Raw genomic sequence first — 15,181 nt, 5'->3', positions numbered from 1 at the left:
CAGTAATACCGAAAAGGTACTCATGCTAAGAAAAGACTTCCTGCGCCTACTTGCAGCTGCAGCCACCACCGCAGTGGTCGCGCCAACCGTCGTCGCATGCTCAACCACAAACAACCCCGACGGACAACCAACAGACACACTGCGCATTGCTGCGTTCGGCGGACCAGGTGAAGGACTCACTCCCGCAGAAGCAGCATCCACCGCCACCTGGACGGTGCTCTACGCCATCTTCGAGTCCCTTGTCATCGCCGGCGACTCCGGCCCCGTCATGCAGCTGGCATCGGACATCACCGCAAACGACGATGCAACGGCATGGACGGTGCGGCTGCGCGATGACGCGAAGTTCTCCGACGGCAGTCCTGTCACCGCTGACGACGTCCTGAAGTCTTTCCGCAGCACCGCACAAGACCCAATGAAGGGCATGGTGATTGCCGACATCGATGTCGAAAAGTCCGCGGCGTTAGACCCGCACACCGTCGAGTTTCAGCTCAAAGCACCCCGCGCCGACTTCATCGCGGCGGTCCTGGGCATCTCCAGCCTCGTCTTTAAAGGTGGCGATGCTGCGCAAGGCATCGGTTCTGGCCCCTATGTCGTTGAATCTGGTGACTCCAGCCAAGGCTGGATGCTCACTGCCAACGAGCACTTCCCGAGCGACCGACGCATCTCCAACAAACTCGAAGTCCAATCAATTGCTGACGCCGCTGCCCGACTACGCGCAGTGGAATCGGGGGCTGTCGACCTTGCCATGGACTTGCCCGCCACCGCTGCTCGTAGCCTAAAAACCGCAGAAGCCTGGATCCCGGGTCCCGCCGATTCCAAAGCGTTGCTCTTTGTCTTAAATACCAAAGTGCCACCGTTTGATGACGCCGATGTCCGCCGGGCCGCCAAGCTCGTCCTAGACCGGCAAGCACTGGTCAACCAAGCCCTCGACGGAGTCGGAGAACCTGGCGCCGATGCACCAGGCCTCGGGTTCGACGACTACCCAGCCGAGCTCAAGGCACCTGAACGCAACCTCGATGAAGCCCGCCGAATCTTTGCCGAAAAAGGCGTCACCACACTCACACTCACCACTGCCGACTTCTCTCCCGGAATGAATGACGGCGCTGACATCGCCGCACAACAGTTCGCTGAAGCTGGAGTGAAAGTAACCGTCGACAAGCGGGACCCCACCACCTACTTCGCCGACATGGCTGCGCTGACGCAACTGCCACTCTTTGCGTCCTACCTCGTCAACCGGCCGGTCGAATCAGCACTGCCGTTCCTAACCGGTTCGCAGGCGATGTTTAACCTTTCCGGGTTTGGCGCAAATCCACAGTGGGACGGCAAACTCCGCGCTGCCCAAGCCGAAACGGACGCGGACAAGCGCCGCGACATGATTCAAGAGCTGGCCCGAGAGTACGCAGAAACCGGTGGCGACCTGCTGTGGGGATACGCCAATGAAATCCACGGCCGAACCAAAGGACTAGCGGACATGCCGGTGTCCCAGTCTGTGCCAGTGCCAACGACTAAATGAGATGCCAGTAGCTGAGTGAATCAGAAACGCGAAAAACCGGTCGACGCAGTTCGCTGCCTAGGGCGCACCACAGGCAGCCTGCTGCGGCGAATTGCTGTACTCATGAGCGCCGCAACCTTGACATATGTCGTGATGGACTTGCTGCCCGGCGATGCTGCATCAGCGCTGGTCGTGACATCCGACGCCGAGCAACTGCGCCACGTTCAACACCACATGGGGTTAGACGAGCCGTTGCCGACTCGGCTGTGGACCTGGATGTCCGGGCTCCTTTTCCACCTCGATGGCGGAACGCTGTACCGCACCGGAGCTTCCGTGTGGCTGACTGCTGCGCCAGCGGTGCGTAACTCAGCCATCCTGCTGGCAATTGCGTTTCCGCTTTTGCTCTTGCTCGGTGTCACCACAGGTTCGCTCGCGGGTTTGCGGCCAAATTCCACCCGCGACCGTTCCCTGACCGGTGGGGCGCAGGTAACACTGGCAACGCCGGACTTCGCACTGACGATTATGCTGCTCGTGGTTTTGGCTGGATGGCTCCGCGTTGCCCCAACCGTATCGTTGGTGCCTGCAGGCGGCACTCCTTTTGACCGCCCCGAAATCCTGCTCGTGCCGGCTTTAGCCCTCGCCATCACCGGCGGCGCATGGCTGCACCGGATGGTTCGCGCCGCTATTGCCGATGCCACGCTACTGCCGCACGTCCAGGCAGCACATCTGTCGGGACAGCACCCAGCAGCTGTCTACTGGCACCACATCATGCCCGCGGCGAAGGCCCCAATCGCACAAGCGTGCGCCGCCACTGTCCCCTATGCCGTCGCAGGCACCCTCGTGGTGGAAAATGTTGTCGGCTTCCCGGGTTTTGGAACTTTGCTCGCCGCTCTTATCGCTGGCCGCGAAACCGTGGCAGTGGCAACGCTGACCGCTGGCGTTGCGGCCATCACTGTGGCCTCCTTCGCCGCCGCCGATGCTATTGGCCGGTGGTTGCGATGAAAAGGGTTGCCACCTGGCTGCTTGTCTTCATCTGGGCGAGCGCGATAACCGCTGCGGTGCTGGGCCCCGCTATTTCCGGATGGTTGGGTTTACCGGACCCCGCCACCCCAGTTGCACGCCCTTTCGACGAGCCGACTGCGGCACACATCTTCGGCACTGACCGATTAGGCCGCGACCTGCTTGCTCAGCTGCTGTCCGGCAACGCCGCTTTGCTGATTCCCCCAGCAATCGCAGCCCTCGCGGCAACGTCCCTCGGGTTCCTGCTTGGGTTACTGTCCGCCGCTGTGCCGTGGTTACGCCCTGTGCTGCATTCAGGTTTGGAAATTGTGCTGGTCATCCCGGGGATGATCCTGCTACTTGCCACCATCACTGCGACACAGGCGAATTTCACGGCGATTGCTGTGGTTGCAGTGGTGATGGCGTTGCCACAGTCTGCCAAGTTTTTAGGCGCAGCAGCTGAGTCAGTGTTGGCGTCGGGTTTTGTTGCCCGGGCCCGGGTCACAGGTGATAGTTGGCCAACAATTGTGGTTCGGGAAGTACTTCCAGCGATGCGCCGCCCATTGGTTGCCGATGTGGGGGTGCGTTTCGTCGCCATTGTGTTCATCACCGCAACTGTGTCCTTTCTGGGTGCTAGCAGCGGAAACGGTGGTCAGACGTGGGCGGCGTTAGCTGCTGCAGGCCTAGCGGGGATTGATCTGAATGTGTGGGCGGTTGCCGCTCCGGTGTTGGCCATCGGTGCGCTCACGGCTCCGCCAGCACTGCTGTTGGACTTGTGGACAGGAGAACACCGATGATGCACGTTGAGCTATCAAATGTGACAGTGCGTCCGGCAGGTTCGCGTCACCAAGCAGCACACCGACCCGCACTGTTTACGCACGGCACCTTATCCATCCAGCCTGGGGAAACGGTCGCTTTGCTTGGCATGTCCGGGGTCGGGAAGTCGACGCTTGCGCGGATGCTTTTGGGGCATATGCCGCCCGGTTTGGCTCATGTGGCCGGCTCCGTGCAGGTCGGCGGGATCGACCCGTTCGCGCTGCGGCCTCAGCAGTTGCGGCAGTTTCGGCGTCGGTGTTGCTTCATTGACCAAGACCCTGGCGCGGCGCTACCGCCGAACCAGCGGGTGCGGCAGCTTCTACGGCATCGGGCCCAGCTGGCCGGGGTCGAAGCGCCGTCTGATTCTGCGGCGTTGGCGCTGCTCATGGAGCTGGGGTTGCCGGCGGAGCTGGAGCTGCTCGATAGGTTCCCGGCGGAATTGTCCGGCGGGCAACGTCGCCGTGTGGGGATTGCGGCCGGCATTGTCGCGCAATCTGAGCTGCTCATCATCGACGAGCCGACGGCGGGCATCGATGCCGAGGCGAAACGGCGGGTGCTTGCGGCTGTGTCGGCGGGGCTGAAGAGTGCGGGGGCCACTGGCCTGGTTATTACTCATGACACGGCTGCAGCATATGCGCTCGCTGACCGGGTTGTTCGCCTGACTGCCGACGGCACATCTGAGTTGTCGCCGCCAACCCAGCGCCGTTCACCTCGGCGACCTTCGCCTTGCCAGTCTTCGCCTCGGCCTGCACCATCGACGCCGCTGGGGAGCACACCCGTTGCCCCCGAAAGCTCAACAGCACCACCGCCCCTACTGCAGGTAGCCAAGCTACAGGTGATGCGCTCCACAAGGATGCTTTTTGACGAATTGGGCTTTGACGTCGGGGTCGGCGAGCTCGTGGCCTTAACGGGCGCCTCTGGTGCCGGGAAGACCTCGGTGTTGCAGGCAATCGCAGGGCTGGTGGGACAGCAATCGGTGTCGGGAACTCTCATGGTCAATGGGGACAGTGTTCCGTGGCAGTTGCGGCAGCGGACTGCGCGGCTGCGACGACAGTTTGCGTGGATCCCGCAGGAAACGGAACTGGCGTTGAATCCGTCGGTACGCGTCGGGCAGTTACTACGGCGCAGCGGCGCACGCGACCCCGAGATCGCGGAGCTCATGGCTGCCCTACGAATCACTGGTTTAGAAGGTAGCTTGCCCGACGAATTGTCCGGTGGCCAGCGCCAACGGGTGTGCGTCGCAGCGGAGCTACTGCGCCGGCGACCGATTCTGCTGTGTGATGAGCCGACTGCAGCATTGGATGACGAAAATGCCGCAGCGGTTATTGGTTTGCTTCGGGAATACGCGGCGCAAGGGGCTGTCCTAGTGGCAAGCCATGACGCGCGCCTACTGGCGGCGGCGGACCGAAAGATTGCGGTCGGCGCGGAGGCAGCAACGCACGAAATATAATCGTGCGCTAAACCTGAGCAAGCCAAACAAAAAGCCTGACTTTGGGAAACCAAAGTCAGGCTGTGTTTGTGATTGTGCGGGAAGAGGGTTTCGAACCCCCGACCGCTGGTGTGTAAAACCAGAGCTCTACCGCTGAGCTATTCCCGCCCGTGCCACTGCACCGCTATTGCGGCGTTAAGCACTTGGGTTATCTTAGCGTTTAGTTGGCCGTTGTACCAAACAGGTCCCTGACCACTGTCCCAGCAGGTTCGTGGTGGTAACAACCAGCCCTGCAAGCACCGCGGATTCCTGGATGACGGCGTGGTCCAACGCACCTGATTCCTTCGGACCTGGGGTGAGGAGCCAGATGCGGCCATTGTCGGACAGCGGGCGTATCATGTCCACGAGGCCGTCGACTAGGTCACCGTCTTCTTCGCGCCACCAAGCCAGCACAACGTCGACCACTTCATCGGTGTCTTCGGGCAACAGGTCAGTGTCGAGGAAATCTTCCACTGCTTCACTGATTGCAGTGTCGCAGTCTTCATCCCAACCAATTTCTTGCACTACCTGACCTTCGCGAATACCCAGGGTATCCACATAGTCCAGTGCCACAGAGCCTTGTGCGCCGGCGGCGTCGCCCACCTCAGAAGTCCTTTCAGATAAATCCCCAGCAGCCGACTGCTGCCAAGGTTGCAGAATAATCTTGCAATACTGTGTCAGACCTTACCTGTTAGGGATATCTATCGCTGGTTTACCTGGTTTATAGGCAACATTTGTGTAAATGCCCCCGCTGGGTGGCTACATTCCGTTCACCCCCGAGGGTATAGCGGTTCTTCTTTGCTTCGGTGGAAGTGTCTGCGGAAAACGGCGAATTGGACGTATCCTTGACATAACTATTCGACGTCCAAAACTAGGAGAGTCTAATGTCTGACGAAACAACCGATCGTCATGCGCCGGAAGCCTCGCTTGATGGCCCATACCCACTGGTCCGCGATGGTGTCGCATCGTATTTGAATGACTCTGATCCGGATGAAACCCGGGAATGGATGGAGTCTCTCGACGGTCTGTTAGAGGAAAAGTCGCCAGAACGCGGCCGCTACCTCATGCTGCGCCTGCTGGAACGCGCCACCGCAAAGCGCGTCCCGTTGCCGGCTTTGACCAGCACGGACTACGTCAACACCATCCCTACCGACATGGAGCCGGATTTCCCGGGCGACGAAGAACTCGAACGCCACTACCGCAAATGGATGCGCTGGAACGCCGCCATCATGGTGCACCGCGCGCAGCGCCCAGGCATCGGCGTCGGTGGTCACATCTCCACCTACGCTTCCGCTGCCCCGCTGTACGAAGTGGGCTTCAACCACTTCTTCCGCGGCAAGGGTCACCCAGGTGGCGGTGACCAGATTTTCTACCAGGGTCACGCCGCTCCAGGTATGTACGCCCGCGCATTCCTTGAAGGCCGTCTCAGCGAAGATGACCTGGACGGTTTCCGTCAAGAAGTGTCCCGCAAGCAGGGCGGCCTACCGTCCTACCCGCACCCGCACGGCATGCCAGACTTCTGGGAATTCCCAACCGTGTCGATGGGTCTCGGCCCAATGGATGCCATCTACCAGGCGCGTTTCAACCGCTACCTGCATGATCGTGGCATTACGGACACCTCTGAGCAGCATGTGTGGGCGTTCCTCGGCGATGGCGAGATGGATGAGCCAGAATCTCGCGGCCTGATTCAGATGGCTGCGCTGAACAACCTGGATAACCTCACCTTCGTCATCAACTGCAACCTGCAGCGCCTCGATGGCCCAGTCCGCGGTAACACCCAGATTGTCCAGGAGCTGGAGTCCTTCTTCCGCGGTGCCGGCTGGAATGTCATCAAGGTGGTGTGGGGCCGCGAATGGGATGTGTTGTTTGAAAAGGACACCGGCGGCCACCTGGTGAACCTGATGAACTCCACCCCGGATGGTGACTTCCAGACCTACAAGGCGAACGACGGTGCCTACGTCCGTGAGCACTTCTTTGGTCGCACCCCAGAGACCGCCAAGCTCGTCGAAGATATGACCGACGAAGATATCTGGAACCTGCGCCGCGGTGGCCACGACTACCGCAAGATTTACGCAGCGTACAAGCGCGCCATGGAGACCAAGGACCAGCCAACTGTCATTTTGGCGCACACCATTAAGGGTTACGGTTTGGGCCACAACTTCGAGGGCCGCAACGCTACCCACCAGATGAAGAAGCTGACGCTGGAGGACCTGAAGGCTTTCCGCGACAAGCAGGAAATCCCAATTTCCGATGAGGTCCTAGAGGCCGACCCAGCCATGCCACCGTACTACCACCCTGGCAAGGATTCGCCAGAGCTGAAGTACATGATGGAACGCCGCAAGGAACTTGGTGGCTTCCTGCCGTCTCGCCGCGAGGAATACACCCCGCTGCAGGTCCCGAAGGTGGAGACCATCAAGTCGGCGCTGAAGGGTTCCGGCAAGCAGGAAGTGGCCACCACGATGGCACTGGTCCGCATCTTCAAGGACCTGATGCGCGATCCAGAGCTGAAGGAACGTCTCGTGCCAATCATCCCGGATGAGGCCCGCACCTTCGGTATGGACTCTTGGTTCCCAACACTGAAGATTTACAACCCGCATGGCCAGAACTACACCCCGGTGGACCACGACTTGATGTTGTCCTACCGCGAGGCCACCGATGGCCACATTCTGCATGAGGGTATTTCGGAGGCCGGTTCCATGGCGTCGTTCATGGCGGCAGGTACGTCCTACGCCACCCACGGCCAGGCCATGATTCCGCTGTACATCTTCTACTCGATGTTCGGTTTCCAGCGCACCGGCGACTCGATTTGGGCCGCTGCCGACCAGATGGCGCGTGGTTTCTTGCTGGGCGCTACCGCCGGCCGCACCACCCTGACCGGTGAGGGTCTGCAGCACATGGATGGCCACTCCCCAGTGCTGGCGTCGACTAACCCGGGTGTGGTGTCCTACGACCCTGCTTTTGCCTACGAGATTGCGTACATTGTCCGCGAGGGCATTGACCGCATGTACGGCGAAGGCCGCGGCGAAAACGTCATCTACTACCTGACCATTTACAACGAGCCAACCCCCCAGCCGCCTGCGCCGGAGGACTTGGACGTTGACGGCCTGCTCAAGGGTATTTACGCCTACGAGCGTGCTGAAGGCGATAACCACGTCAACTTGATGGCGTCGGGTATCGGCATGCAGCAGGCGCTTCGTGCTCGCGACATTCTGCGCGACGAATACGATGTCCCTGCCACCGTGTGGTCGGTCACCAGCTGGAATGAGCTGGCTCGCGAAGGCCTGGAGATTGAAACCGAGAAGCTGCGCAACCCTGGCGCTGACAACCGCACCGCATTTGTGGCAAAGCAGTTGGAAGGCTCCTCTGGTCCGTTTGTTGCAGTGTCGGACTTCATGAAGGCCCTGCCAGAGCAGATTCGCCAGTGGGTGCCGGGCGACTACACCACCTTGGGTGCGGACGGTTTCGGTTTCTCCGACACTCGTGAGGCGGCCCGCCGATTCTTCAACATTGATGCGGAGTCGGTTGTGGTTGCGGCGCTGTCTGGTTTGGCTCGCGAAGGCAAGCTGGACATGTCGGTGGCGCAGGAAGCTGCCGAGAAGTTCGAGTTGGATGACCCAACGGTTGTCTAACTGCAGTAAGTATCGGCAGCGCAGAGCGAAGTGAGGTTGTGAGGTTGTCCGTGGATGTCACCGCTTTCGACATTATTGGTGATGTTCACGGCTGCCTCGACGAACTCCTCGAGCTGCTGGCCAGACTCGGCTACGACGTCACATTCGGCCCGTGCGATTCTGCCGCCGACTCCGCCTCAGTGCCGATTTCCGCTGTCGCACCGCCCGGTCGGCAGGCTGTTTTCCTCGGTGATTTAGTGGATCGCGGCCCTGACCCCGTCGGTGTCGTTCGTCTGGTCATGGGCATGTGCGCGGCCGGTTCGGCACGGATGGTCATCGGCAATCATGATGACAAACTCCGTCGTTTCCTCCACGGCAATGACGTTAAGCTCTCCGGCAGCTTCGGCGTCACCGCCCCACTTTTCGCCGCCACACCGCGACGGTTCCAAGAACAGGTCCGTGACTGGTTGGATGGGCTTCCGTACGAAATTTTGCTTGTTGACGACGTGGCCGTGGTGCATGCGTCACGACCTGATTTCTTCTCGAAGCTGAAACCGAAGAAACAGCGTTCACTAGCCTTATTTGGTGTGGTTGATAGTTCGCAGGTGACGGAAACGGGCTATCCGGTGCGGCTGGATTGGGCCCAGGAATATTCTGGCCACCCACTGGTTGTGCATGGACATACACCGGTGGCGGCACCGCGGCACGTCAATGGTGTGATTTGTGTGGACACTGCATGCTGTTTTGGTGGTGAGCTGACTGCGTTTCGGTGGCCGGAGTGGGATGTGGTGTCGGTGCCAGCTCGGCAGGCTTATGCCACTACTCCGGTGCCACGAATTGTGTGCCAGCCGGGGCAAAGCGTTCCTTTTGCTGCGGAGCAGGTACGATAAAACCCGTGATTGAACAGCAGGATCAGCCAGAACCGACCAAGTCCGCTCGCCAACGCATTATTGACAAGTTGCTGGAGATCGTGTCGACGGCAACGGGCGTGGATGCAGATAAAATTGCGACGGATGCCGACTTCGATGAGACGTTGGCTATTGATTCCTTGTCGAAGGTTGAACTTGCCGTACGCTCCGAGGATGCTTTCGGGGTGCGATTTGATGACGAAGCCATCCAGCAGCTCCGCGATTTGGATGATGTCGCTACCTACATCGAAGAGCAAACCAGCGACAGCACCGACACTGCCACCAAGTAGCGCCTTGTCGGCTCTGCCGCACTAAACTGCGCGCAGTCGCTGCGTGCTCGTGTCAGTTTGTGGCTGGCACATCGCGGCGATATCCGCCGGACTAAAGCCAGCTGCACCCATTCGTAGTGGCTCCAGCGCTCGATCCCACGGACCGCCAAGCGCCGCATCAATCGCTGTGCTCATCGCGGCTGCGTCATGGCCGTGGGCGGACATGATGGAGCGCAGCTGCATCTCCCCCACCTGTAGATTTCCGACTTCGTCAGTGGCGCCTTCGAAGTAGCCGAGCTCTGGGGTGACACAAATCCGTTGCCCCATGCCGTTGCTCGGCGCATCAATACCCACTTCGAAGGTGAGCATTTCCCACCGCATGAGGTTAGCCACTAGGCCGCGCACGGCTTCTGCCGAGCACTGCAGCTCGACTTCGCAGCAATAGTGCGGGGCCCCCGAAGTACCCGAAGTACTCGAAGTACCCGAAGCACCTGTCGGTGCTGCGACCTGGTGTCCCCAGGCAGGACGGACACGCCGGTCGCGCGCGTTCACGCTGCCAGCGTTGATGTTGGCTGCGGCAAATGCCCACTCGATATGCGGGCAGAGCGCAGCTGGTGCGGAGTGAATCCACACTCGTCCTGTGACCGACGCAGTGTCGGCCGCAGGGTTCCCGAAAACGGGATCAGTCATGTTGTGGCCCCTTGTGATGAGCGGACACCGCCACACGTACTGCGGTGTAAGACGAGGTTCGTCTTCCCCAACGCCCTCGGTCCGTCACTCTCATCAAGTCGCCGTTGCGGGTTCCACCCCGCAGTGACTGTCTTTGATTACTAGGGCTAGTGTGCCCGTTGGGGAAGCAGCCATCAACGCTCAACTACCACTTGACACCCCCATTTACTGAACCTTCACTTGAAGGTTCAGTCCGCCCTCCCAGCTGAAGGTTTATCCCTCCAGCGCGGCCCACAATTCAAAGTTAAACTTCGACCACAGCGGCTTTGCCCACTGACCAAAGTCCCGGTCGGTCAACACAATCGCGGCTCGTTTCGTTTCTTGATGCAGCCACATGAAAGTACCGGACTGGCCAAAGTGCCCCGCCACGTCGGCAGGCATATTGTCCCCAAACCACAACCGGGCTGGTTTCAAGTCGTTGCCGCCGCCAAAAATGGCAAACCCAATTCCCCAGTGTGACGGTCGCATCATGCCGTAGCCTGGCACTACCCCATCGAGCTCCGGGAACTGCTCGGTGAAAACTTCCTGCACCGTTGCGGGGTGCAGCAGCTGGGGCTCCAGCACTTCAGCGGCAAACTTTTCCACGTCAGCAACGGTGCTCACTCCCCCATGGCCTGCGGAGCCTTCCAAGTAGGTATCGCGCATCCCGAGCGGCTGCAGCACCGCCTCATCGAGATACTGCGCAAACGGCATGCCCGCTTCCGCTGCAATGGCGTCCGCGACAATGTCCATGCCTGCCGACGAATAGATCCGCCGCTCCTCCACCGGCTTTTCCTGCACCGGCTCACCAAAAGCGACACCAGATGCGTGCGACATCAGGTGCCGGACAGTGGACCCTTCGGGTCCCATTGCGTCATCAAGCTCAAAAATGCCTTCTTCAACCGCAACCATCACTGCCCAGGTGGTCAGCAGTTTTGTCACCGACATCAACCGGAACTGACGCTGTCGGTCGCCGAATTCGCCGACAATCTTCGGGGCGCCATCAGCGTCCGGTTCCGCCAGTACGGAGGCGGCAATGTGGTCGGCGGGCCAATATTTCAGGGTGTCGAGCACACTTTGGACGCTGCGTTGCGGTTGCGATTGCGGTTCTGGTTGTGATTGTGGCGAGGTCATGCCCTCAAGGCTAGTCCGCCACAACCACGCTAGGCATCAGTGGCGACTGGGGTGCGGGAGTTGAAGGCTTCCTCATCGAGCACACCTTCCTGCTTCGCCACCACCGCTGGCACCAACGCCTGGCCGGTCACGTTCAGAGCGGTGCGGCCCATATCGACAATTGGGTCAACGGCCAGCAGCAGGCCAACGCCGGCAAGCGGCAGCCCCACCGTCGACAGGGTCAGGGTCAGCATGACGGTTGCGCCGGTGGTGCCAGCAGTTGCCGCCGAACCAATCACCGACACGAAAACAATGAGCGCATACTCGGTCAGGCCCAAGTGCATGCCATAGAAGTCAGCGACGAACATCGCAGCAATTGCCGGGTAAATCGCGGCGCAACCATCCATCTTCGATGTCGCGCCAAACGGCACCGCGAAGGAGGCGTACGCACCTGGCACGCCAAGGCCCTGCTCGGTAATCCGCTGCGTCACCGGCATCACGCCGAGCGACGAACGGGTAAGAAAACCTAGCGAAGTCACTGGCCAGACGCGGCGGTAGAACTGCATTGGGCTCAGGCCGTGCATCAGCAGCACCGCTGGGTACTCCACCAGCGCCACCAAGAACAGCCCGACATAAATCGCAATGGCGAACTTACCGAGCGACCCGAGCGCATCCCAGCCGTAGGTCGCCACCGCGGTACCAATCAGTGCGGCGGTACCAATCGGTGCCAGGCGAATAATCCACCACAGCACCTTCTGCACCACCTGCAGCAGCGCTTCCATGAAGTCAATCACCGGCTGCGCCTTCGCGCCGGTCTGCACAATCGCCACGCCGAGGACCAGCGACACCACCAACAGCTGCAGCACCGCAAACGATGCTGTGGAGTTCAGCGCGCCGGATTCAGCCTGCTTGGTAGCAATCTGCAGCCCCAAAATATTGTCCGGAATCAGTGATTCCACGAACGCCCACCAGGAGCCAACCTTCGACGGTTCGGCAGCGGCATCCGCAGACACAGACGAGTTCAGGCCGGGCCGAATCAGGAACCCAACCGCAATACCGATGAGTGATGCGACCAGCGACGTTGCCATAAACCACAGCAGGGTTCGGCCCGCCAGCCGCGCCGCGTTAGTTACCTTCCGCAGGTTCGCTACGGAGGTAATCACCGCAGTCACAATCAGCGGCGGAATCATCACTTTCAGCAGCTGCACATATGTATCGCCGACGGTTTCTAGCGCTGTGGTCAGCCAATTCCCATCCGCCATCCCCTTGGCAATAAAGCCGAGCACGAGGCCGACGACTAGGCCAAGCCCGATTTGGACGCCGAAATTGTTCAGCCAACCAGGCAGCTGAATACCGTGATTATTTTTCGTTTCGCTTGTTGACGTATCGGTAGGCGCCGTTGCCTGCTGCGCAGGCGCTTGAGTGGAGTTAGCCACGTAAAAGTCCCCTTGTTAAGAATGATGAATGTTTCATTGCTCGCGAGATGTGGATCGCGGTGGTGGCTAACCGGCGTCGGCGGCGAGAATGCGGCCGGAAGTAAACGTCAAAAAGCCCAACAAATAGGCAGGTCGAAAGCACTGCGATAATCGGAAATGTTGGGAATGTTGCTGGCCGCGAAGGCGGCGCGGGCGTCGGTTAGCTGAAGTTAGCTAACCGCCTGACAGATGGCAGAGGCCTGCAGGCGGAGGTCCACCCAGCGGCGTGAAGTAAGAAGCAACATGTTGGACAACTTAGTACATGTGTCATCTTTTGCCAATATTCGCGTCGTGTAAAGCGGGGAAAAGCGGGCTGCTAGTAGGACTCCACGAACTTCATCACTTCCGTGAGCTGCGGTGATGGCGCAGTGCAGTTGCCACCCGCGCCAAGATACAGGCCGAGACGACCCTTCTCGGTTGGCCAGTAATAGGAGCAGTATTCGAGACCGGCGTCAGAAGGCCCCTGGTGAACTTCCCAACCCGACGACAGCCCAGCGGCAGACAACGACTGGAAACGTTCAAGGGAGGTTCGGATGCCATTGTCGGAATCGATGAGTTTTTGCGGCAAGAACGACACCGAAAAACGTACCGACTGGTTGCGCTGTGTGCCGTCTTCGTCCTTGACTTGGACTTTTGGCAGGGAGCCGTCGCAGAAGCGAATTTGGTACTTCGTGTTGAACCCCGGGGACATATTGGTCACCTGCAGGTTACTGAGAATTTCCGGCGGAATGGAACACGGCTCGGGGTTGCCCTTGTCGTCGTGAGTTTTCTCGACATAGGACTGCGGAGCGTAGGCCTCGGCGTTTTTGCCATCGCTGCCGCCGAGGAAGCTGAACGCCACGAAAGCGACGATAGCCAGGACGATAACTGCGCCACCGATTGCGAGAATCGTGGTGCGATTGTTGGCGGCTACGGCAAGCTTTGGGCTGCTGTCTGGGCTTTCCAGGTGACTCGATGGACCCGCTTGCTGCGGCAGACCAGCACCGGCAGTGAGATCCTGGGGATTTTCCTGCGGATGCTGCGGCTGAGCTGGGCGATTCGAATCGGTCATAGGCAAAGGTTAACGGAAATGCCCGGCAATGGCGGAAAAGTATGGTGGGGCCAACGGGGCTCGAACCCGTGACCAGCGGATTATGAGTCCGCGGCTCTAACCGACTGAGCTATAGCCCCCAGCAAAAGCTGCACCATGCAGTTTAGCGGGCTAATACTCCCCTAAGATCACTGGGGCGTGCCAAACTGGAACCTAAGAGCTTTCTTCGGCGTCCAAGCGGTTAGTCAAAGGTTAGAGGGAGAAATCGTGAATCAGCAGCCACGCGTTCTGGTGTGTGGGTCCATCAACAAGGACAGTTTTGTTTTGGTGGATCACTTCCCGGAGCAGGGCCACACTGTGCATGCGGAACCAGGTCCGAAGGCGTTGGGTGGCAAGGGCGCGAACCAGGCGGTTGCTGTGGCTACCGCGAAACTGCCGGTGAAGTTCGTCGGCACGATCGGTCTTGATGTCCGTGGCCAGGATGTGCTGGCGGAGCTGGCCACCTACAACGTGGATATTTCTTCGGTGCGCACGACGTCGACGCATCCGACGGGTGTGGCGGTGATTATGTCGAACGAAGCGGGCGACAACATCATTATCGTCACTGCTGGCGCGAACCAGGTCACCGATCCGGTCGATTTCGTCGACGCCATTAAGACCTCCAATTTGGTTCTTGGCCAGGGTGAAATCACTCCAGCAGCGACCGAGAAGCTTGCAACTTTGGCGAATATGCATGGTTGCCGTTTTGTGTTGAACTTGGCGCCGGTGCCGGAGTCGGTCTCCCCTGGTCTGATTGCCGCGGCTGACCCACTCATCGTCGACGAGCTGGAGGCCTACCAGGTTTTGCAGGCTCTCGATGAGGCACACGACCTTTCCCCCGAGGACATCCCGGCAATAATGCACCGCCTGTTGGACTATGCCAAGTCGGTGGTCATTACCGTGGGTCCGAAGGGGTGCGCTTATCAGTTGCAGAATGAGCCTGGTTGGCTGCAGCCGTCGGTGGAGGTTACTGACCCAGTCGATAGCACCGGTGCGGGTGACGCGTTTGTTGGCACCCTCGCTGCGCAACTTGCGCGCGGTAAGTCGCTGGCAGAGGCTGTGCTGTATGGCAACGCTGCCGGCGCGTTAGCGGTGCGTTCCATCGGCGCGGCGAAGTCGTTTGCCCCGTGGGATGAGGTGTCGGCGCTGGCGGAGGGCCAGCAGATGCCGAGCCGTGTTCCGGCTGGTGGCTTCCGCTACCGTCAGGCCTAGTTAGTTCCTTCCGACCCAATTGGTCACTGCACGGTTCTCCGTTT

At 59.9% G+C, this 15,181-nt stretch carries 13 protein-coding genes and 2 tRNA genes; 8 read left to right on the top strand and 7 right to left on the bottom strand.

Features of this window, described 5'->3' with window-relative positions:
* Positions 1 to 22: 22 nt before the first annotated feature.
* From A3EC_RS0107320 to A3EC_RS0107305, 4 genes are all read left to right on the top strand, one after another.
* On the top strand, positions 23 to 1,513 hold the full coding sequence (locus A3EC_RS0107320; protein ID WP_018024527.1) for an ABC transporter substrate-binding protein: 1,491 nt from the start codon (positions 23 to 25) through the stop codon (positions 1,511 to 1,513).
* A gap of 78 nt (positions 1,514 to 1,591) precedes the next feature.
* A complete protein-coding gene (locus tag A3EC_RS0107315) occupies positions 1,592 to 2,494 on the top strand; it encodes an ABC transporter permease (protein ID WP_026162294.1) in 903 nt (300 codons plus the stop codon).
* A complete protein-coding gene (locus A3EC_RS0107310; protein ID WP_018024525.1) occupies positions 2,491 to 3,288 on the top strand; it encodes an ABC transporter permease subunit in 798 nt (265 codons plus the stop codon). Before A3EC_RS0107315 ends, A3EC_RS0107310 begins: the two co-directional genes overlap by 4 nt.
* Positions 3,285 to 4,757, top strand: a complete 1,473-nt coding sequence (locus A3EC_RS0107305) for an ABC transporter ATP-binding protein (protein ID WP_018024524.1) — start codon at positions 3,285 to 3,287, stop codon at positions 4,755 to 4,757. The genes A3EC_RS0107310 and A3EC_RS0107305 overlap by 4 nt, the downstream gene beginning before the upstream one ends.
* Positions 4,758 to 4,832: 75 nt before the next feature.
* Here A3EC_RS0107305 and A3EC_RS0107300 read toward each other — a convergent pair.
* Both A3EC_RS0107300 and A3EC_RS0107295 read right to left on the bottom strand, forming a co-directional pair.
* Positions 4,833 to 4,904 (bottom strand) — tRNA-Val (locus tag A3EC_RS0107300).
* A gap of 45 nt (positions 4,905 to 4,949) precedes the next feature.
* Entirely contained in the window at positions 4,950 to 5,378 is a 429-nt protein-coding gene (locus A3EC_RS0107295; RefSeq protein ID WP_018024523.1) for a DUF3052 domain-containing protein, read from the bottom strand.
* Between the two features lie 281 nt (positions 5,379 to 5,659).
* Here A3EC_RS0107295 and aceE point away from each other — a divergent pair, with 281 nt between their 5' ends.
* From aceE to A3EC_RS0107280, 3 genes are read left to right on the top strand one after another with little or no spacing between them, the layout of a single operon-like run.
* Positions 5,660 to 8,404 carry a pyruvate dehydrogenase (acetyl-transferring), homodimeric type gene (gene aceE, locus A3EC_RS0107290; protein ID WP_018024522.1) on the top strand — a complete coding sequence of 915 codons (2,745 nt, stop codon included), beginning with the start codon at positions 5,660 to 5,662 and terminating at the stop codon, positions 8,402 to 8,404.
* A gap of 50 nt (positions 8,405 to 8,454) precedes the next feature.
* On the top strand, positions 8,455 to 9,273 hold the full coding sequence (locus tag A3EC_RS11745; RefSeq protein WP_018024521.1) for a metallophosphoesterase: 819 nt from the start codon (positions 8,455 to 8,457) through the stop codon (positions 9,271 to 9,273).
* Between the two features lie 5 nt (positions 9,274 to 9,278).
* Positions 9,279 to 9,581 carry an acyl carrier protein gene (locus A3EC_RS0107280; RefSeq protein ID WP_018024520.1) on the top strand — a complete coding sequence of 101 codons (303 nt, stop codon included), beginning with the start codon at positions 9,279 to 9,281 and terminating at the stop codon, positions 9,579 to 9,581.
* A gap of 21 nt (positions 9,582 to 9,602) precedes the next feature.
* Here the strand turns inward: A3EC_RS0107280 and A3EC_RS11740 are convergent, their stop codons facing one another.
* From A3EC_RS11740 to A3EC_RS0107255, 5 genes are all read right to left on the bottom strand, one after another.
* Positions 9,603 to 10,250 carry a DUF3145 family protein gene (locus tag A3EC_RS11740; RefSeq protein ID WP_018024519.1) on the bottom strand — a complete coding sequence of 216 codons (648 nt, stop codon included), beginning with the start codon at positions 10,248 to 10,250 and terminating at the stop codon, positions 9,603 to 9,605.
* Between the two features lie 252 nt (positions 10,251 to 10,502).
* Positions 10,503 to 11,402, bottom strand: a complete 900-nt coding sequence (locus tag A3EC_RS0107270; RefSeq protein ID WP_018024518.1) for a serine hydrolase domain-containing protein — start codon at positions 11,400 to 11,402, stop codon at positions 10,503 to 10,505.
* 29 nt (positions 11,403 to 11,431) lie between these two features.
* A complete protein-coding gene (locus A3EC_RS0107265; RefSeq protein ID WP_018024517.1) occupies positions 11,432 to 12,817 on the bottom strand; it encodes a dicarboxylate/amino acid:cation symporter in 1,386 nt (461 codons plus the stop codon).
* A gap of 355 nt (positions 12,818 to 13,172) precedes the next feature.
* Positions 13,173 to 13,907: a hypothetical protein gene (locus A3EC_RS0107260; protein WP_018024516.1), complete on the bottom strand. Its 735-nt coding sequence runs from the start codon at positions 13,905 to 13,907 to the stop codon at positions 13,173 to 13,175.
* A gap of 42 nt (positions 13,908 to 13,949) precedes the next feature.
* Positions 13,950 to 14,026: transfer RNA gene (locus A3EC_RS0107255), tRNA-Ile, on the bottom strand.
* A gap of 127 nt (positions 14,027 to 14,153) precedes the next feature.
* On the opposite strand from A3EC_RS0107255, the gene A3EC_RS0107250 reads away from it, so the two are divergent.
* Positions 14,154 to 15,137, top strand: coding sequence for a ribokinase (locus tag A3EC_RS0107250; RefSeq protein WP_018024515.1), 984 nt, complete (start codon positions 14,154 to 14,156; stop codon positions 15,135 to 15,137).
* Positions 15,138 to 15,181: the final 44 nt, after the last annotated feature.

The sequence above is a fragment of the Corynebacterium ulceribovis DSM 45146 genome, assembly GCF_000372445.1.
GTDB classification, from domain to species: domain Bacteria; phylum Actinomycetota; class Actinomycetes; order Mycobacteriales; family Mycobacteriaceae; genus Corynebacterium; species Corynebacterium ulceribovis.
The sequence above is the reverse complement of the archived record's forward strand: the minus strand, read 5'-3'. Positions and strand labels throughout refer to the sequence as shown.